This window comes from Leptospira perdikensis (genome assembly GCF_004769575.1).
GTDB classification, from domain to species: Bacteria; Spirochaetota; Leptospiria; order Leptospirales; family Leptospiraceae; genus Leptospira_A; species Leptospira_A perdikensis.
In genome coordinates this window covers 87768-106647 of record NZ_RQGA01000013.1, presented here as the reverse complement: position 1 = coordinate 106647, position 18880 = coordinate 87768, and the positions used below count along the sequence as shown (strand labels likewise).

At 37.4% G+C, this 18880-nt stretch carries 20 protein-coding genes; 8 read left to right on the top strand and 12 right to left on the bottom strand.

Annotated features, from left to right (window positions below; all coding sequences use genetic code 11):
• The 5 genes from EHQ49_RS11445 to EHQ49_RS11425 are packed head-to-tail and all read right to left on the bottom strand — an operon-like array spanning position 1 to position 5376.
• On the bottom strand, positions 1–1140 hold the full coding sequence (locus EHQ49_RS11445) for an efflux RND transporter periplasmic adaptor subunit (RefSeq protein WP_135579498.1): 1140 nt from the start codon (positions 1138–1140) through the stop codon (positions 1–3).
• Positions 1137–2468: a TolC family protein gene (locus EHQ49_RS11440; protein WP_135579496.1), complete on the bottom strand. Its 1332-nt coding sequence runs from the start codon at positions 2466–2468 to the stop codon at positions 1137–1139. The genes EHQ49_RS11445 and EHQ49_RS11440 overlap by 4 nt, the downstream gene beginning before the upstream one ends.
• Positions 2469–2508: 40 nt before the next feature.
• On the bottom strand, positions 2509–2904 hold the full coding sequence (locus EHQ49_RS11435) for a hypothetical protein (RefSeq protein ID WP_167483006.1): 396 nt from the start codon (positions 2902–2904) through the stop codon (positions 2509–2511).
• 4 nt (positions 2905–2908) lie between these two features.
• Positions 2909–3997 (bottom strand): DUF1574 family protein, encoded by a 1089-nt coding sequence (locus EHQ49_RS11430; RefSeq protein WP_135579494.1) that lies wholly within the window; start codon positions 3995–3997, stop codon positions 2909–2911.
• Between the two features lie 8 nt (positions 3998–4005).
• Positions 4006–5376 (bottom strand): MBOAT family O-acyltransferase, encoded by a 1371-nt coding sequence (locus EHQ49_RS11425; RefSeq protein WP_135579492.1) that lies wholly within the window; start codon positions 5374–5376, stop codon positions 4006–4008.
• A gap of 91 nt (positions 5377–5467) precedes the next feature.
• Here EHQ49_RS11425 and EHQ49_RS11420 point away from each other — a divergent pair, with 91 nt between their 5' ends.
• Both EHQ49_RS11420 and EHQ49_RS11415 read left to right on the top strand, forming a co-directional pair.
• The gene (locus EHQ49_RS11420; RefSeq protein WP_135579490.1) at positions 5468–7432 is read left to right on the top strand and encodes an acetoacetate--CoA ligase; all 1965 of its coding nucleotides are present in this window, start codon (positions 5468–5470) and stop codon (positions 7430–7432) included.
• Positions 7429–8184, top strand: a complete 756-nt coding sequence (locus tag EHQ49_RS11415; RefSeq protein WP_135579488.1) for a hypothetical protein — start codon at positions 7429–7431, stop codon at positions 8182–8184. The genes EHQ49_RS11420 and EHQ49_RS11415 overlap by 4 nt, the downstream gene beginning before the upstream one ends.
• Before the next feature lie 214 nt (positions 8185–8398).
• Here the strand turns inward: EHQ49_RS11415 and EHQ49_RS11410 are convergent, their stop codons facing one another.
• Entirely contained in the window at positions 8399–9373 is a 975-nt protein-coding gene (locus EHQ49_RS11410) for a cysteine synthase A (RefSeq protein ID WP_135579486.1), read from the bottom strand.
• 47 nt (positions 9374–9420) lie between these two features.
• Between EHQ49_RS11410 and EHQ49_RS11405 the strand changes: the two genes are divergently transcribed.
• Genes EHQ49_RS11405 through EHQ49_RS11390 form a run of 4 tightly spaced genes read left to right on the top strand, consistent with a single transcriptional unit; the run spans position 9421 to position 13263 of the window.
• On the top strand, positions 9421–10740 hold the full coding sequence (locus EHQ49_RS11405; RefSeq protein WP_135579484.1) for an MFS transporter: 1320 nt from the start codon (positions 9421–9423) through the stop codon (positions 10738–10740).
• Between the two features lie 43 nt (positions 10741–10783).
• A complete protein-coding gene (locus EHQ49_RS11400; RefSeq protein ID WP_135579482.1) occupies positions 10784–11326 on the top strand; it encodes an SRPBCC family protein in 543 nt (180 codons plus the stop codon).
• Between the two features lie 15 nt (positions 11327–11341).
• Positions 11342–12406 (top strand): glycoside hydrolase family protein, encoded by a 1065-nt coding sequence (locus EHQ49_RS11395; RefSeq protein ID WP_135579480.1) that lies wholly within the window; start codon positions 11342–11344, stop codon positions 12404–12406.
• Positions 12403–13263 (top strand): pirin family protein, encoded by an 861-nt coding sequence (locus EHQ49_RS11390; protein WP_135579478.1) that lies wholly within the window; start codon positions 12403–12405, stop codon positions 13261–13263. The genes EHQ49_RS11395 and EHQ49_RS11390 overlap by 4 nt, the downstream gene beginning before the upstream one ends.
• Before the next feature lie 18 nt (positions 13264–13281).
• Here the strand turns inward: EHQ49_RS11390 and EHQ49_RS11385 are convergent, their stop codons facing one another.
• From EHQ49_RS11385 to EHQ49_RS11370, 4 genes are read right to left on the bottom strand one after another with little or no spacing between them, the layout of a single operon-like run.
• The gene (locus EHQ49_RS11385) at positions 13282–13584 is read right to left on the bottom strand and encodes an LIC_10421 family protein (RefSeq protein WP_244241458.1); all 303 of its coding nucleotides are present in this window, start codon (positions 13582–13584) and stop codon (positions 13282–13284) included.
• A gap of 55 nt (positions 13585–13639) precedes the next feature.
• The gene (locus EHQ49_RS11380) at positions 13640–14656 is read right to left on the bottom strand and encodes a type I phosphomannose isomerase catalytic subunit (RefSeq protein ID WP_135579476.1); all 1017 of its coding nucleotides are present in this window, start codon (positions 14654–14656) and stop codon (positions 13640–13642) included.
• A gap of 11 nt (positions 14657–14667) precedes the next feature.
• Entirely contained in the window at positions 14668–15378 is a 711-nt protein-coding gene (locus EHQ49_RS11375; RefSeq protein WP_135579474.1) for a J domain-containing protein, read from the bottom strand.
• A gap of 15 nt (positions 15379–15393) precedes the next feature.
• A complete protein-coding gene (locus tag EHQ49_RS11370) occupies positions 15394–16113 on the bottom strand; it encodes an LIC_12936 family protein (RefSeq protein ID WP_135579472.1) in 720 nt (239 codons plus the stop codon).
• 118 nt (positions 16114–16231) lie between these two features.
• Between EHQ49_RS11370 and EHQ49_RS11365 the strand changes: the two genes are divergently transcribed.
• On the top strand, positions 16232–16576 hold the full coding sequence (locus tag EHQ49_RS11365; protein ID WP_135579470.1) for an STAS domain-containing protein: 345 nt from the start codon (positions 16232–16234) through the stop codon (positions 16574–16576).
• Positions 16577–16586: 10 nt separating this feature from the next.
• On the opposite strand, the gene EHQ49_RS11360 is transcribed toward EHQ49_RS11365, so the two are convergent.
• Positions 16587–17156: an LIC10729 family protein gene (locus EHQ49_RS11360; protein ID WP_244241457.1), complete on the bottom strand. Its 570-nt coding sequence runs from the start codon at positions 17154–17156 to the stop codon at positions 16587–16589.
• A gap of 36 nt (positions 17157–17192) precedes the next feature.
• Between EHQ49_RS11360 and EHQ49_RS11355 the strand changes: the two genes are divergently transcribed.
• Complete coding sequence (locus EHQ49_RS11355; protein WP_135579466.1) at positions 17193–18125, top strand: bifunctional riboflavin kinase/FAD synthetase; 933 nt, start codon at positions 17193–17195, stop codon at positions 18123–18125.
• Here the strand turns inward: EHQ49_RS11355 and EHQ49_RS11350 are convergent.
• On the bottom strand, positions 18111–18875 hold the full coding sequence (locus EHQ49_RS11350; protein WP_135579464.1) for a hypothetical protein: 765 nt from the start codon (positions 18873–18875) through the stop codon (positions 18111–18113). The genes EHQ49_RS11355 and EHQ49_RS11350 overlap by 15 nt on opposite strands.
• Positions 18876–18880: the final 5 nt, after the last annotated feature.

Below are 18880 nucleotides of genomic sequence, written 5' to 3'. Positions count from 1 at the left end.
TTATTCTCCCCCAAAGGTTGCTTTGAAGAGAATTGCTTTCAGTTCAAAGGCTCCTTTGGTTACAATATTATCTCCTTGTGTCACACCAGATAGGACTTCTACTTTATTATCAGCTACGCTACCAGTTGTGATTTCCTTCCACTTGAATTCATTTGGTTTAAATTCTATAAAAATAAACTTTCGATCTTGGTAAGATTGAATTGTTTCTTCGGGAATTTGAATTCCCATTCTATCGTTTACAGTCAGGATGGCCTTTCCAAACAATCCAATCTTTGCTTTGCGGTTTTTATTTTTAAAAACAATTCTTGCATGTACAGTTCTAGATTCAGGATCCACTTTTTCTCCGATATGTTCTAAAACTCCTTCGAATTCTAAATCAGGATAAGCATTTAAAACGATTCTACCGCGATCTCCTTCTGAGAGATGTTTCAAATCGTTTTCAAAAATTTTTGCCTGGAACCAGAATTGAGAAAGCTCTGCGATTGTTGTTAGGATTTGATTTCCTAAAACGATAGAACCGGGGATCGCATTTCTAGAAAGAGCAAGTCCTGACCTTGGAGCAAAGACAGTGTACACACCGGATGTCGAGTTATCAATGGGTAAACCATTGGCACGTAAATTTTCTTCAGCTGCGTTTTTTTCTGATTCAATCACTTTTAAATTTGACTCTGCATCAATTAGCTCTTGTTTTGCGGCCAAATTCATTTTCACAAGAGAATGAATTCTACTTAAGTTTTGTTCAGAAGCAATGTATTTAGATTTTGCTCCTAGATAAAGGGATCTAAGTTTTGCTAGTTCAGGAGAATCAATCGATGCCAGTTTTTGACCTTTTTTGATCGAATCCCCTTCTACAAAAAAGACAGAGGTGATTCGTCCCGAAATCCTTGCAGGTACATCAATAATTGCATCGGGAACTGCTTCTGTTTCACCAATCAGTTCTATTTTTGTTTGGATGGTTTGTGTTGTGGCAATTTCTGTTTCTATCAAGAGATTTTTTCGGGTTTCTGCCAACAATTTGACTATGTCTTTGGATTCTTTTTTGTTTTCTAAATTAGGGTTGGTCTCTCGAGATTTCCATAAATAGAAGGAGAACAAAATGAATAAGACAGAAATAAGTAGAATGATAGTTTGTTTTTTCATGGTTTGACTCCTAATGAGTCGCTAGGTAGACCGAGAACACGAACGAGTTCAATTTGAGATAACTCAAATTCGGTTTTTGTGTTCAGGTAATTTAATTTCGTTTGTAACAGAATTCTTTGATGGTTGATGGCATCTATGATTTTGATTTTTCCGAATCGAATTGCTTCCTGTAGATTTTTTAAATCCAATTCAGCTCGATCCATTTTTTGTGTATCATATAGTTGAATTTCATCTGAAAGAGTGAGATAGTTAGTCAGCGCAAACAAAACTTCTTGTTTGATATTTCTGGAAACCGACTCTTTTAGTTCTTTGGAATTGTCAATTTGAGAAGAAGCAATGATTGTTTCGCCTTCATAATCTCTCCAAACTGTCATAGGGAAAGTGACCAAACCTCCAACAACTCTTTCATTGAATCCATCATTCTGTGCGAAGCCACCTAAAGTTACGTTCGGGATTTTTTGACGTCTCACTTCGTTTTGGCGAAGAAGGGATAATTCAATTTCCTTTTCTGATAACGATAGTTCTGGCCGCATCTGCATCGCCATTTGGATTAAATCCGATTTTTCTTTAGGTAAGTCTTTTGGCAAAATCCAATGTTGGATTTTGACTGTTTCTTTTTCTATAGGGAAACCAAGTAATACTTCTAATTCTGATTTTGCATTTTCTGATAACCGATGGATTTGGTTCCAGATTTTAAAAATCCTGATTTCTTCTGATTCTGATAAGGATTCGTCTATACCAGGTGAGAGACCTTCGTTTACTCTTGCTTTGGATACTTTTTTTAGTTCTTTTACAAGATTTAAACTATTAAAACTATTTTCTTCTTCCAGATGTAGGTAACGATACCGAGTTAGTTTTTTTAAAACGTCAAATTCTAAGATTCGCCTTACAGATTCTAGGCGAAAAACTTGTGCTTTAAATTCTTCATCTGCGATTTGTATTGCAATTTCTCGTTTTCCATTAGTAAAAATTTCTTGGTTGACCATTACCTGAAAGTTATTTGCAGCATTAGGTCCTGAAAGAAAAGAGGGTGATGATGTATCCCCTTTCCTTGCTGCCATATAACCATTAAAAACTGGGTTAGAAGGGAAATAGTAAGAAGCTACTTTTTTTCTTCCTGATATTTCCTTCAGTTTGATTTCTTCAATTCGATATTCAGGATGTCTGCTCACGATGCAGTGGCTGAGTTCCTGGATAGAATTGTATTTTTGACAACTACCTCCGAAAGAATCATTCGATTCCGGTTGGATTGGTAGAACGATAACATAGATATAAACCAAACAACAAAGAAGTAATTTCCGTTGTATGGGGAAAAAATAAAAATTCATAAAACCTCCAAAGTGGCGACGCAATACAATTGCGAATCAACTAAGTAAGGTTATGTTTGGGTGGGCGGAAGAAACTATTTACAAAAACAAGTTGTGGAATTAGAAGTTCAGGTTGGTGGATATAAACTTTATGGAGTTGGATGAGAATATGGGACAGATATAAATCCCAAGAGCAAGATACAATCAAATTACATGGGCAAGAAAAACAAACATGGTCAGTATGTTCCCCTTCTTCATTCAAATCATGACCAGAATTAACACCTAAGGCATGATCCAAAAAAGCATATGGGCAACCACTTTCAGGGGAACCAATGAGTCCACAATTGACCTCGTTGTCAACGATACGTTGGTACATAAAATTAGCGGAAAATAGAAATACAAAGCTAAATAGAAAAACTTGCCTCCCAAATTTGAGTTTTTTTCGATCTAACTTCATAAGATTACTTAAAGTTTGGAATTTCCTTTGCCGTTTGCAATAACTTATCTGCAATTTCTGGAACACAAAGAGGGGAAACATGGCTGCTATCCACGAAAGTTTTACAGTTGGTATTCCCTTCATTCAAAGAGATTAGACGAATATTTTTTGAATTTGGATCAACCAACGGTCGGCCTAAAGTTTCAAATAAATTCCCACCGGTAATCGATTTTCTAAGTTGGCTGTAATACGGATGGATTTGTGGTTCCCAAAGTACGGTGGGAATATTGTGTTCTTCTGCATGTTGGATGATTTTTTTCAAAAATCCATATTCGGTTTCAGAAAAAGTATATTTGGTGAGTAGAAGTTCTCGTTGGGATTCACTATAGTCAACGATACGAGCTTTGTAATCTTCCGGTGTAAAACGATCTAATTCGATTCCTGCATTTTTAGGATCAAAGGGTCTTTTTTTGTTTAGATAAGATGCAAGAGCAATGAAGTATGTATCATCGTTGGCGGTTTTACCTTTGATCCAATTAGAAACCCCTTGTGTCGGGCTAAAGTGATAATTGTAAGAAACAAATAATAACTTAGTTAAAATCTCTCTTTGGAACTTAAAATTAAAAGTTGGATAAATATCTATTAATTCATCCTCATGTAACATTAACTCTTGCCATTTGGATTTGTAAGAATAGACATTATTTTCATTTAACATCTCTTCGGAGAATTCTAAGAACAAAACATCTGGTTTAAACCCAGATTTTGTCATCGACTGAATCATTAGATAAAATAAAAAATATTCGGAAGCTTTAATAGAGGATCTTGTTTCAAAATAAACTGGATTTTCATATGTAGATTTGTTTACCGGAATATTTTCCCATTCATGGAAAATATCGGATCGAGATGTCCCTGTAACAACGGCAACTTTTGTGTTCTCTGATTGAAATTTTTTATCTTCTTCCCAAACTTTAGGTAGACCAACGAGTACATTTTGTCCGGATTTATATGCTCTTCGGCCAGCTTCTCTGAGTTCAGGTATACAAACCAACTTATCGATTAGAAAAACCGTAAAAATGATGAAAAATGGGTAAAAATAAATACGTTTTTGGTTCATGATTTCTCTCAGAATTGGAAATAGATAAATGTTTCCACAGGGTTCTCAATTTTGACTAAAGCAAAAAATACGAGGATAGTAAAAATAGGAACTAACCAATGTGTGTACGGTTGCAGTTTTTCTTTAAAATAATTTTTATATTCCACAAATTGAAACAGGTAACAAGCAACGATGAGTAACCAAAAGTCTGGTTTATAAATAAAATTTTTTGCCGTGGAGGTGGACGCAGACCAGAATTTATAAATTCCTTGTAAGGAATCTAATCGAAAAAAAGGACTAACCAAATTAAATCCAATAAATACATAAATAAACCCAAAGATCTTTTGTTTATTGTTCATATCTTTTCGGTTTAATTTACCAAAAGCGAAACGTTCAATTGCTAAAAAGACTCCATGTAAAAATCCCCAGATAAAAAATGTATAAGTATTTCCATGCCATAATCCAGCCAATGCCATTACTGTTACAGTGTTGAACATAAATCTAGATTCGGATACTCTATTGCCACCTAACGGAATGTATAAATAATCTCTAATCCAGGTTGATAATGTAATGTGCCATCTAGACCAAAATTCGGAAAAACTAACAGAGAGAAATGGGGATCGGAAGTTTTCGGGAATTTCATATCCTAGGAGAAAGGCAGATCCACGTGCAATATCCGTATATCCTGAAAAGTCACCGTATACTTGTAACGAAAAAGCCATAGTGGAAAGAAAGATACTCAAACCATCATATCCAGATGGGTCAGCAAACACTGGATTGATGGACTTTGCGATTTGATCTGCGATTAAAACTTTTTTAATGATTCCGGAAAGAATGTGCAGAATTCCTCGGTGAACAAAATCCCAATTGAGTTTGGCATGATCAATTTGTTCATAAAAATCATCATGGCGCATAATGGGGCCCGCAATGAGTTGTGGGAAAAATAAAATAAAAAGCAAAAAGTTTAAAAAAGGAGATTCGTTAAATTTTCCATGCCAAGCATCCACAAGATACGCAATCATTTGAAAGGTATAAAAACTAATGGCTAATGGGAGAGCAAATTCACTTAACGATTGAATGAGCGGAATGGAGATCTCTCCTTCCTTACTTAAGAATTGTAAGTAAGTTAGAATGTACTTAAAGAAACAAAGATTCAGTAAGTTGATGACTACACCCAAGATGAGAAAGATTTTCTTTTTGGTTTTGAGGATAGCTAAAACAAAAAAATGTGTGATGAGAATGAAGAGTAGGAAATGAGTTAAAAAAGAAAGGCTCCAATATCCATAAAAAACCAATGAAAAGAAAATAAGGATGTACTTTCTGAACTTCCCAGGAGCCATCCAATAAATAGAATAACAAGCTATAAAGAAGAAGAGATAGTCAACGGAATTGAACAGCATTTTCCCTAGAATTTTCGTGATATTTTTTTCTACCAGTCATTTTACACAATCATACTTGCCTCAAAAATCAAATCCAGGAAGATCAGTCTTCATGGCGACTCAAAATATTCTGTGGACACCTCATTCAAAAGATACGAACCTTTCCCGTTTTCAAGGCCATCTGGAAATGCGGTTTGATAAATCATTTTCTGATTATGTTTCTTTCCATAAATTTTCAGTGGATGAGTCAGATTTGTTTTGGAAAGAATGGTTGTCCTATTCTGGTTTTAAGTTACATAAAGAACCGGAAAGAACCTTAGATCACGGAACTCATTTTTCAAAGTCTCGTTGGTTTCCTGGTGCCTTATATAATTTTGCTGAGAATTTATTGGAAGTGGGAAATCCAAACGATTTGGCTTTGGTTTTTTATTCGGAAGATGGGAAAATTCAAAGGATAAAATATTCGGAACTTAAAACTGAAGTTCTGAAATTACAGAAACATTTAATGACTCTTGGTGTGAAACGAGGTGACCGCGTAGTTGGCCTTCTACCAAATGCACCCATTGCTACCATTGGAATGTTGGCAACAACTTCGTTAGGTGCTATTTGGTCTAGCGCATCACCCGATTTTGGTGTTAGAGGGATTCTTGATCGGTTTGAACAAATCCAACCGAAAGTGTTTCTTTCTGTAGAGTCTTATTTGTTTAAAGGTAAACAAATTTCAATTGTTGATAAGTTGGAAGAAGTTTCTCTTCAGTTAGCAAAAGCTGGTGGTGTAGAATTCAAACAAACAATCATCTACGATTTTATAGAACCCGTAAAGGATTTTGGTAAGATCCAATTTCCATTTCGTTACAGTGAAATCAATCGACCAGATCCTTCTGACAAACTACTTTATACTTCAATTAATTTTTCAGATCCAGTTTACATTATGTTTTCTTCGGGTACTACTGGCCTTCCCAAGTGTATCGTTCAGGGTGGAGGAGTTTTACTCAATCACACTAAAGAACTTTCGTTACACTGTGATTTATCTAAACAAAATCGATTTTTTTATTATACAACTTGTGGTTGGATGATGTGGAATTGGTCCCAATCTTCTTTGGCAATAGGTGCGACTCTATACCAATTTGACGGGAATCCATTCCATCCATCCTGGGAAACTTTATGGTCGATGGCGGAAAAAGAATCCATCCAAGTTTTTGGAACCAGTGCGAAATACCTTTCTGTATTAGAAGAAGAAAAGGTTCAGGTCAAATTGAAATATTCGTTACCATCATTGAAAGTCATCCTTTCTACGGGTTCACCCCTTCCTAATTCCGGATTTCGTTATGTGTATGAAAATATAAAAAAAGACGTACAGTTGTCATCGATATCTGGCGGAACAGATTTAAATGGATGTTTTGCTTTAGGAAATCCCAACTTACCTGTGTTTGAAGGACAAATTCAATGTAAGGGATTAGGTATGGATGTACAAGTTTTTGATGACATGGGTAAGTCGGTGGAAAATGAGAAGGGCGAACTCGTGTGTCCAACACCATTTCCTTCAATGCCTCTTTCTTTTTGGAATGATGATTCTGGAGCTAAATACAAATCCGCTTATTTTGAAACCTATGATAATATTTGGTGTCACGGTGATTTTGCTTCCATCACTGCTGTGAAGGGTTTGATTATTTATGGTCGCTCCGATGCAACGTTAAACCCTGGAGGTGTAAGAATTGGAACTGCTGATATTTATTCTGTTGTATCCACTATTTCTGAGGTGAAAGACAGTGTGATCATTGGTCAAGAGTATAAGGATGATGTTCGTGTCATTTTGTTTGTCACACTTTCGGAAGGTATATCACTGGATGAAACTCTAATCAAAAAAATTAAAGAAAAAATAAAATTAGAAACTTCTCCAAGGCATGTTCCTGCTCTTGTTCTTTCTGTTCCAGAAATTCCTTATACGGTCAATGGGAAAAAAGTCGAAATCGCCGTGAAACAAACAGTTGCTGGTCTAGAAGTAAAAAACAAAAATGCACTCGCAAATCCAAATTCACTCGAACATTTTAAAAATCGAAAGGAACTTAGTGTATGAAGTCCTCTCGAATTCTGTTCGGATACCTAACTTTATCATTGTTAGTTTCTGTGAATTTAGATGCAGAATCCATTCCTTGGCGATCCTGTTTTCATACAAATTGTATTTCTTTTGACTTACCTTCCCAATGGTTTCTTACTGAACGTAGGTCCAATGGGTTTACTACTAAGTTTGACCATTTCAAAACCAAAGCTTTAAAAGAAGAATCGGGAAGGGAAATTATCCCGGCCCTTGTGATTCTTTTTAAAGAATCGGAAAACAAACTTAGTTTAAATCCCATTCTTTTTCATGCAGAATCTAAACGGTTTAGTTTGATTACTAATCTACGTCAATCTTTCACCTTACAGAAAATTCCTAATGTTGAAAATGGTTATAAGTTTTTAGGTATGTTTGGAAGTTTTAAAGATAAAGAAGATACAATTGTCCAACATTATATCACGGCTACTGAGGAAGAGTTTGGATTTACCATTTTAATTACTTGTTACGAATCGGTATATCCGCAAATCGAAAAAGATATCCAGGTTTTTTTAGATAGTTTGTCTTTTGACAAAAGACCTTACCCTTGGAAGATCCAAAACCAAGAAACTCAAATTTCTAAAGCTAAGGAATTAGAATTGAGTGCCCTCAATCGATTAAAAACTAAAAAATCAGAAGAAATTACTTTGGCTTTACATGAACTGAGTGACTCTTGTGAGTTAGGTTCAGTAACTGCCTGTGAAATGTTTACAACGTTAATGAATTTGGGGAGATAAAAAAAACAAAATTATTTTTGCATATTTGGGATGGATTCTACTATGGAATTTAATTCTCCTTTTCGCTTATGTAATCGGCTTTCATTTCCGTTTTCGATACTCACAAGTAAGTAGTTCCAATCGTTTAGAGAAGTCCCAATGCTTCAGAGTAGCGCCGAAACCCGTAAGGAAACAATTTGCACTTGGGTTGTACAAATTCAAACGATTGGCCGGTTTAGATAAGACCTTTCGAAGCCAAAAATTCAGGATTGAAAATTTTGGATTGGTATTTTGCCCCACTGTCGCATAACACAGTGACTATGGTGTGACCTGGGCCTAAATCTTTAGCAATCTGGTAAGCTGCGGCCAGGTTGATTCCCACACTGCCTCCCATAAACAATCCATCTTGTTTTAAAACCAAATTCAAAATACGAAGGGCTTCTTTGTCGTGAATACGAATGGCGTCATCCGCTGGCATCCCTTCCATATTTTTTGTGATCCGACCTTGTCCAATTCCTTCGGTAATGGAAGATCCTTCGATGGTGATTTGCCCTGTTTTGACAAAAGAATAAATTCCCGATCCATAAGGATCCGCCACGATACATTTGATCTTGGGATTTTTGGCTTTGAAGTACAGTCCCGTTCCCGCATAAGTTCCACCCGTCCCAAGGGAAGCCGTCCAAACATCAATTTTACCTTGGGTTTGTTCCCAAATTTCAGGGCCAGTGGTTTCGAAATGAGCATTTCTGTTGGCTAAGTTATCAAACTGGTTTGCCCAAACAGAGTTTGGTGTTTCTCGAGCAATTCGTTCTGACACTCGTACATAATTTCCTGGATCGGAATAAGGAACCGCCGGGACAAGGGTCACATCAGCACCTAACGTTCGTAGCATTTCGATTTTTTCTTTGGATTGTGTTTCTGGAATGACAATAATTGATTTGTAACCCTTCGCATTACAAATATGAGTGAGTCCAATTCCAGTATTTCCAGCAGTGCCTTCCACAACAGTGCCACCGGGTTTTAAGAGTCCTTTTTTTTCTGCATCCTCGATGATGTACAAAGCAGCTCTATCTTTGACGGACCCACCTGGATTTAAAAACTCAGCCTTACCTAAAATTTCACATCCCGTTTCTTCGCTAAGCGAGTGAATGCGTATGAGTGGGGTGTTCCCAACAGTATCAATAAATCCGTTTCTTATATTTGTTTTCATGAGAATCGACTTGACTCCTTCTCTTTAGACTTCTATCTTCCTAGTCTATGTTACAAACCATTCGTCGGTGGTTCGCTCCTGCTCCGTCCATACCTCAAAAATCGGAAAAAGAAATCCAATCGCTCTATCCGAAATTTCGGTTTCGAGTTTTAGAATCAACTTTCCTCGGTTATACGACCTATTACTTAACTCGAAATAACTTCTCACCTGTATCCAAAGAAATTGGAGAAGCGTTATCTTATTCGAAAGCAGATATAGGTGACATCCTCGCAGTCACTGCCATCACTTATGGGATTGGAAAATTTCTAATGGGAGCACTCTCCGATCGTTCCAATCCGCGAAAGTTTATGGCTGTTGGTTTGTTTCTTACCGCCATTTTGAATTTTTCATTTGGATTTGCGAATCATTATTGGATTCATCTATTTTTATGGGGAGCCAATGGTTTAGTGCAAGGAATGGGTTGGCCACCATGTGGACGTTCTCTAGGACACTGGTATTCAGTGAGAGAACGTGGTACTACGTTTGCATTTTGGAATATTGCACATAATATTGGAGGCGGGCTTGTGGGAGTGGTCGCTTCTCACTCGGCTGCGCAATTTGGTTGGCAATATGCTTTTTTTGTTCCGGGGGTCATTGCCCTTGTTGGATCTGTGTATTTATACATTCGACTTGTAGACACACCACAGTCAGAAGGCCTGCCTCCTGTTGAAATTTACAGAAACGATTTTCCACCAGAAGAAAAAGAAGATCATGAAGCAGAACTTACCACCAAACAATTGATTGTTGAACAAGTCCTAATGAATAAATACATTTGGTTGTTTGCGATTATTAACTTTTTTGTTTATATCATTCGGTATAGTTTGATCGATTGGGGCCCGACTTATTTAAAAGAAACCAAAGGAGCTGATCTTGTGGGTGGGGGGTATTCTACTTTTATTTTAGAATTTGGAGGAATTGGTTCCACCATTCTTATGGGATGGGTTTCGGATAAATTTGACGGACGTAGGGGAATGGTGAGTTTACTTTGTATCATTCCGATTTTTTTTGCTTTTTTAGGAATTCTTCTAAATCCTCCCGGATCTTTATGGATCGATTATCTTTTGTTTGGACTCATTGGACTTTTTATCTATCCACCTGTTATGTTGTTAGGTGTTGCTGGAATGGACTTCACTTCTAAAAAAGCGGTGGGAACTGCTGCGGGATTTATTGGGTTATTTGGCTCCTTGGGACGGACAGTTCAAGGAAAGGGTCTTGCACTACTTGCTACAGAATATTCTTGGGATGTTGCCTTATCCGCCATTCTTGTGTCGACTTTGATTGCTATCTTCCTTCTTGTTTTCAGTTGGAATTTGCGACCACGCGGGTAAATAAATTGACTAAATCAAAAACTGACAGTAGGATATTTTACTTATGACACTCGGCAGAAAAATTACCATAGGAATCATTGGCATTATCGCCATCCCACTCATCGTCGCACTCTTTCTACCTACCCAATACCAGGTAGAACGTTCCATCGATATATCCAAACCAGCTTCGGATGTATTTGAATATATTCGAATGTTAAAGAACCAAGACCAGTATAGTGTTTGGGCCAAAAAAGATCCAAATATGAAAAAAATTTATACCGGTCAAGATGGAACCGTTGGTTTTATTTCTCGTTGGGAAAGTTCGGACAAAGAAGTGGGTACAGGCGAACAGGAAATCAAAATGATTAATGTGGATGCCCTGGAGATGCAAACGGAACTTCGATTCATCGAACCGATGGAAGCCACAGAAAAGAGTTATATGAAGGTTTCTTCTTTGGACCAAAAAAAATCGAAAGTCATTTGGGGATTCGAAGGTTCTATACCTTACCCTTCTAATATCATTTGCCTTTTTATGGATTTTCAAGAATTGATAGGAAAAGACTTTGAAGAGGGACTATCCAACCTCAAAGTTGTCTTAGAAAAATAAGGAAATTCATTTCGATTGAACAAACAAAATATCTATTGGCAACTCTACCAAGATGATCCCATTCTAAAACCAGGATTTCCGTCGCCTATTTTGGCGGATCCGAGTTTTTTATTTCCTGAAAACTGTCCTGATGGTCTTTGGCATCTCTTTGCACACAATATTTTCGGTGTACAAGAATTTCTCTCTGAAGATGGCATTCAATGGAAAAAAAGAAAAACCATTATTTGGAATGCCATGCGTCCTTTCCTCTTTCAGGAAGATGGCACTTATTATCTCTACTACGAAAAATACAAATTTCTACAGATCTTAATGCCTTGGTTCCCGTATAGAAAGTGGAAATCGAGAATCGAAGTTCGAACGAGCAAAGATCTAAAAACTTGGTCAGCACCAAAAACTGTCATTGAACCCAAATTCCCATTTCATAAAGATCCAAAGTATGGTGATTCTGTCAGTAATCCATGTTTGGTGAAGTTTGGTAAAAAGTACAGAATGTACTTTTCATCTTCACTCGTTTATATTCCTGATTGTGGATTTTGTGAACCAAAACATATTACAGTTGCAGAATCAACTTCCCCTCTCGGACCCTTCTCTTATTTTTCCGATCCAATACTAACACCAAATGAGATGGATCCTTTTTGTAACTTGGGTGCCGGTTCCTTAAAAGTCATTGAATGGAAAGGCCGTTATCTTGGTTTTCAAAACGGTATCTTTTGGAATCCAGTAAGGAAGGAATCTTGTTCGGCGATTCTCTTTTTACAAAGTGAAGATGGTATCAACTTTGAACGAATCAACCAAACACCAATTCTTGGTCCCACCGGAAAAGGATGGAAGGCAAGCCATGTATATGCTTGTGATGTGAAGTATTCCGAAGCAGAAAAAATCTTCATCCTTTATTTTAATGCAAGGGATAAAGCACATTGGACCAAAGGGAAAGAAGCCATCGGCCTTTTTGTGGGTAAGGTAGAAGAATCAATACCTTCTACAAAGAGAACCACCAAACAAGTGCAAAAAAAGAAGGCCAGTCCGAAAAAGAAAATATCCCAACCAAAAGCCAAAAAAAGTAAGTCTAAACGTAAATGACACGTTCACTCATAGGACATTCCAAAGATTTAGGAGACAATTTTGTCATTCGCCGCGTTCTTCCTGCTATGGAAAAACGTTCGGTGGGACCCTTTGTTTTTTTTGACCATTTTGGCCCAGTACCTGTAGTCACTGGTCAAGAACTGGTGGTTCGGGCCCATCCGCATATTGGCCTTGCTACCATCACATTTTTATATGATGGTGTGATTACCCATCGTGATAGTTTGAAAGTAGAAATGGACATTCGGCCGAACGAAACCAATTGGATGGTCGCAGGTTCTGGAATCGTACACAGTGAACGTTCTAAATTTGATCCCAAATACGAAATTTTAGAAGGTATCCAGACATGGATTGCACTACCAAAAGCAAAAGAAGAAATAGATCCTAGTTTTGAACATTTTTCTGAATTAGAAATGCCTGTTCTTAAAAAAGACGGATTGGTCTTTCGGTTGTTAGGTGGTAGATTTCTAGGTTTAGAATCACCAGCTACGGTACATTCACCCTTGTTTTACGCAGACATCGAAGTTGGTTTTAACACCGAGGAAGTGGATTGGATGCTTTCTGATAAAGAAGAAGCAGGACTTTACGTTTCTCGTGGTTCTATTGAATCCAACGGTGAATCTTATGCGGTCGGATCTATGGTGTTATTTGAAAAAGGGACCTCTGTAAAATTCAAAGCTAAACAGAACAGTCGTTTGATGTTACTTGGTGGGGAACCGTTAACAGAAAAAAGAAATATATTTTGGAATTTTGTTTCTACAAACCAGGATACGATTGATAGAGCAAAAGAAAGATGGGCAAAAGATGAATTTCCGAAAGTTCCAGGGGAAACAGACAGAATTCCTTTACCCAATTAAAGAATAAGAGTTCGAAATTTATTTCAATTCATCAGCCGCTTTTTTGTATTCTTCTGCTTCTGCACGGAATTCTTTTGCTAAGTTCAAACAATGTTCTTTAAACTTTGCTTCTGAGATTGCCTTTCCGCCTTTGTTTCCCGCCATTTTTTCGTGTCTTACTGCGTTTGCTTCTTTCTCTTTTGCCATGGAACTTAAGTAAGAGCGTGCCGCTTGTTTACTTTCTGGAGAATTTGCCTCTTTAATCATCAAGTTCTCTAAGTCAGACAAAGCAAATACTGATGTAGATGCTAACACGAGTAATAGGGTAAATATTTTTTTCATAGAATCCTCTCTGGTGACTATTATACTTAATTTATCAGAATGTCAATAGGGTAGGTTATTGATATTTTACAGTGTCGAAACCTGCAGACATAAAAGCAAGTTTGGTTCCTGTCTCTGCAAAGGCAGAAATGGTTTCTGAAAAGCCAGTAGCGGTGACCACAAATGTTTCATTTGGACCTACAAGTTTCTGAAATTCAGGAAAATAAACAGATCCAGAAATTGTATAAAAAATTCCAAACGCAGTTGGATCACATAACTTGGAAAAGGTGAAATTTTGTGCTTGGTTAAACTCCCAAGATTCCAAACGGAATTTATCATTGGAAGTAAATAGATAACGTGGGAATGGATGGTAGGAGATCAGTTGTTTTGATTGTTTTTCTGAACTATCTGACTTTTGGAAATTAAGAACTGCCAATGCTTTTTCTAAATGAAGTTCTCTCGGATTTCCATCGTCACCTAGACGACCATAATCATACACTCGGTAGGTGGAATCGGAAGACTGTTGTACTTCTAAAAGTAGAACTCCCCCTCCAATGGCGTGGATGGTTCCCGGGTTTAATAAAAATACATCTCCAGCTTTTACTTTCCATTTTTTAAGAACTGTCTCTCCGAGGTTTTGTTTTACGAGAGCTGAATATTCTTCGCGAGTTGTATCGGTTTCAAATCCAACCACAAGTTCTGCACCAGGTTCAGCGTACAAAACATACCAACATTCTTTTTTGCCATTGGATTTTGGGTCGTATTTGAGTGCGTATTCATCATCAGGATGGACTTGGACAGAAAGTTTCTCTTTGGCATCGATAACTTTTACAAGTAAGGGTAACCCTGATTCTAAGAATGGTTCACCTAGTACTTCTTTGGGAGCTTTTCGTATAAGTTCTGTTAGGAGTAAGTTTTGGAATTCTGGATTTTGAATGGGAGAAATGTCAGTTCCGTATACAGAAACTTCCCAAGATTCTCCAATAGCCCCTTCTGGAATTTTTCGACCAAGTGTTGTTTCGAATTTTCGACCACCCCAGATTTTTTCCTTATAAAGGGGGGTCAAAAACAGAACTTTGGGAATCTTTTCCATCGATTTCCTTTTTAGACAGCACTCTTAACCCGTAAAGGGATATTTTTATGAACAAGGAGTTTCACCTTTAGGTATTTTTTCTTAAAATGAGTGAAGGAATCAGGTCGAAATTTGGAGAGATCAAATTCAAAAACCTTACCATGTAAAAGTGCCGATTTAGGAAATTCTACTTTTAGATTTTTGTAACCTTTGTAACTTCCTCGTCCACTGCATGCAGGGCAATGGGGGTCGCCGCCCATACAATCTCGACAAACAATCCTCACTGTGAGGGGGATGACTGCAATGACCGGTCTAATGATCTCCGATTCTTTTAAATCAATGATCAAATCATAATCAATACCTGTTACTTTACGCCTATCTTTGTTTCGAAATCCTTTTCTCATTAATCCACGTTTGGCGAGCTCTAGGATACCCGTTGTGAAGCGAACACGAGAAACAGGTAGGACTACTGGATGTTCTTCTAGTTTGCGTTTTACAAATTCGCGTGCGTAATTTTTTTTGAATTCCTCATCATACAACTTTCGTCCCTCTCCCGTTAAGGTTTGGTAAGCAAAGTAAAGGATTTGAAATTTGGAATAGGAACCTGTGAAGGGATTGTCTGGGTGGAATTGTTTTACCAGATGACGGAAAGAGGATTTAATCTCTTCCGTCGTGGCACCAAATGGAATCTCTAGGACTTCGTAAAGGTTGGTAGGTTGTTGCGGTGGTATGGAGTGACTCATTCCACCCTCACTGGATTAAGGCTCTTGAAAATCCCCGCTGACAGAAACTTCCAATACGGATTCAGAAATCACTCTGGTTTCTAAACTTCCTTTGGCTTGGATGTATCTGTCAATGGTTCTTGCTACTTCACGAAGTCTGTCTCGGTAAGCTGTTGCTAAACGAAGTCTTTCCCATGGGCTTTGGATTTTCTCTAATTCAAAACTCAGAGTGTTGTCATCTGCATTCGTCACAGTGCGAACAGAAAGCGATAGTCCTTTCACTCCACCAGCTGTATTGTTTTTTAATTCACGGTAAGTAGTGACTGGGTCTTTGCCTTTTTCTGTGAGTGATTTTCTTGACCAGAAAGAGATTTCATCTAGTGAGAATCCACCACCTTCTGCTCCGCCACCACCTTTCAACTTCATCACGAAGCGACTGTGTAGGACATAACGTGGTTCGAATGGTAGGTGGATTTCCCTTGCATTCGTCACTTGACCGTAACGGCTATCTTTGATTTTCTTTTCGAAACTTAGGAATTTCACCTTATCGTTGATCACTGCATGGTAATCATCGATTTCTTTGCCGATTCTTTCGATCTTTTGTTGTTGTTTGGCGTTATAAGGAATGAGAGCAATGCTTCCATCCGGATTTAACTTTTTAGAATCTGATTGGCTGACAGGTTCATTTTTTTCGTCGGCAGCAAAAAGGCCAACGGTGAGTAGAAAGGATAAAATTAGGACAAACGAGATACGCATACGAACTCCCAGATAGTAGACTCTATATATATTTTCGACTTTTGAAATGAAATCATTAATTTGTTAAAAATAAGGTTGATAAAAAACGCAAAAACCCGATCCTTGCGGAAGGTCTCCCATGGAAATAAATCTAAAAAAAAATGCAGACGCCTATGTGATCAGCATTTCTGGAAGTTTGGACATTTACACTTCCCTGGATTTTAAAAACTTCCTGGAAACCAATGTTCCCACCCAACCAACTGAAAATCTACATGTCATCATCAATTTAGAGAAACTCAATTATATTGATTCCTCTGGAATTGGAATGCTCATCAAACAGTTGAATTATGTCCAGGAACTGAAGGGAAAGTTTTCCATTGCTAATATGAAACCGGCCATTGAGAAGGTTTTCAAAGTAGCAGGTCTTACTAGTTACTTCCAAACCATTAGCGAAGACGAATACCGCGAAAAATACGCAGTTTAGTCATTTCTTTTTAATCTTTCGCACTTAGTCGATTTTCCAATACAAACGCATCCCAAACCCCCCAAAACCTTCCTAGTGAGTTATTGCTTGGGACGAGGTCTACATTGATCTTTCCATCCGGATATTCAGATGGTTCTAAAGAAATTTCCACGGGATTGGGAAAACTTTGGTTTCTGTCCGCATAAATAGAAAGTTTGGGCCTTCCATTCACAAGGATGTTTAGTTTTCTCGGTTTGAATTTGGATCCTTTGAGGGGTCTATACCGAGTTATGTCCAAATAGAGATAAACTGTGGATTTCGAAACAATGGTTTTTTCTAAAAGGAAACGAAGCCCGGTTTCCGGAACCATCCGGCAAATGTAATCTTGGAGGCCGAGGTGAGGTGCATCTGGTTCCAATTCATAGGATTGGTAAATGGCCCAGGTTTTTAATTCAGGGTAGGTGGCAATGTCTTCGGGGAGTAGACCTTCTTCCAATCCAAATTCTTGTTTGGGAATTTGTGAGTCTGATGCGAACACCGAACCAAAGCATGATAAAAAGATTGCCGTAAGGAGAAGGATTCGTAGTTTCAATGGAAGCACCTAGTACAAGTATCGGATTACGAGACAAGTCCCCCTTTGAAAATTATTCGCTCTTTAGAATCGATCCAAAACGAGTTTCAAAATGGCTCCTCCATGACTCTCGGCAACTTCGATGGAATCCATGTAGGACACCAGACCTTACTCCTTCGGACTGTGGAAAAAGCAAAAGAACTGGGCATCCCGTCCGTGGTTGTCACCTATTACCCCAACCCTTCTGTGGTTCTTGGCAAAAAACCAAATTTTAAATATTTATCTTCCGAAAAGGAAAAAGAAGAACTCATTAGTGGATTCGGAATCGACTACTTGATTGTTTTGGATTTTACTTTGGAACTTTCTAAAATGTCTGCAGAAGATTTTTTAGAAAAAATTATGATCCAAACTTTGAACGCAAAACATATCGTAATCGGTTACAATCATTTTTTTGGAGCACAACGTCGTGGTGACTTCGCACTTCTAGATTCAAATAAAACTAAATATGGTTATGCGGTCGAATTAAAAGAAGCCGTCTTAAAAAAAGAAAGCAAAATCTCCTCTTCTCTCATTCGTGGATTTTTGGAAAAGGGTGAAATGGAAGAGGCCAAAATTCTTTTAGGAAGAAACTACCATATTTCCGGTTTTGTTACGCAAGGAGCCAAACGAGGAAGGACAATTGGATTTCCCACTGCAAATATTAAAGTTCCAGAGGATAAATTACTTCCTGCTATTGGCGTTTACGCTTGTTTTGCGAAGTTTGATGGACATGACCATAAAGGGATGGTTAACATCGGCCATAACCCAACTTTTGATGGATTGGGACTTCATGTGGAAGTGAATGTCTTTGATTTTGATGGAGATTTGTATGATAAAGAAGTTGAATTGGAAATTGTACAAAAGATTCGAGATGAAAAAAAGTTCAGTGGACTAGAGGAGTTAAAAGGCCAACTAGGAAACGACAAAAACACATGTATCAAAGTATTAAATTTTAACTAAATGATACAACTTTCCTTTTCGTTTGATTTTTCCTAAAACTTGTCCGTTGGTAGAATCTTTTTCGAGTAATCCTTCTAAAGATGTTTTGGATACTGCCCAATCTTCTTTCAATTCATCAAAATAGAATCCATGTTCTTTCTTTGATGAGTCTTTCATAAGAATCACATTCTTTTGTTTTTTTTCACCTTCTTCCATGAGAACAAATCCAGGTCCTGGAAATAAAGGAACAGACTTTTCTCCTATCTTTAATTGTTTTTTGAATGCCGGAATATCTCTGAGGATGCGGTAACTTTTTTTAGGGATTAAAAAATTTACACCCTCTAACACATAACAAATAAAAACTAATTTGCCTTTTAGATTTTGTGATGTAATTGGTGTTCTCTTTTTTTCTACAATATGTTGGGCAATACGAGTGATGCGGTTTTTTAGGGCAGAATCTAAAAACTCAATTTTGTCTTCTGATTTGATTTTGTCTAAGATATGAAATAAAGAATCGAATTCTTTTTGTTTGTATTCGTTTTTGATTTGGAACTTATGGATTTCTATACTAAGACGTTTGCTTCTTTGTAAAAAGTAAGGAGACTCGTTTGTTTGAGAGATTTGAATCAATGTTTCCGAAAGTTGGACCATATTCGTAATACAATTTTTCGAATCTCTTTCCAGTTCTTCCAGACGAATCAATTCATTTTCTAATTTGATTTTGGTCTGAAAAAACTCTTCTGCCCCCAATACTTTTTTGGTTGGTTTCATTGTGG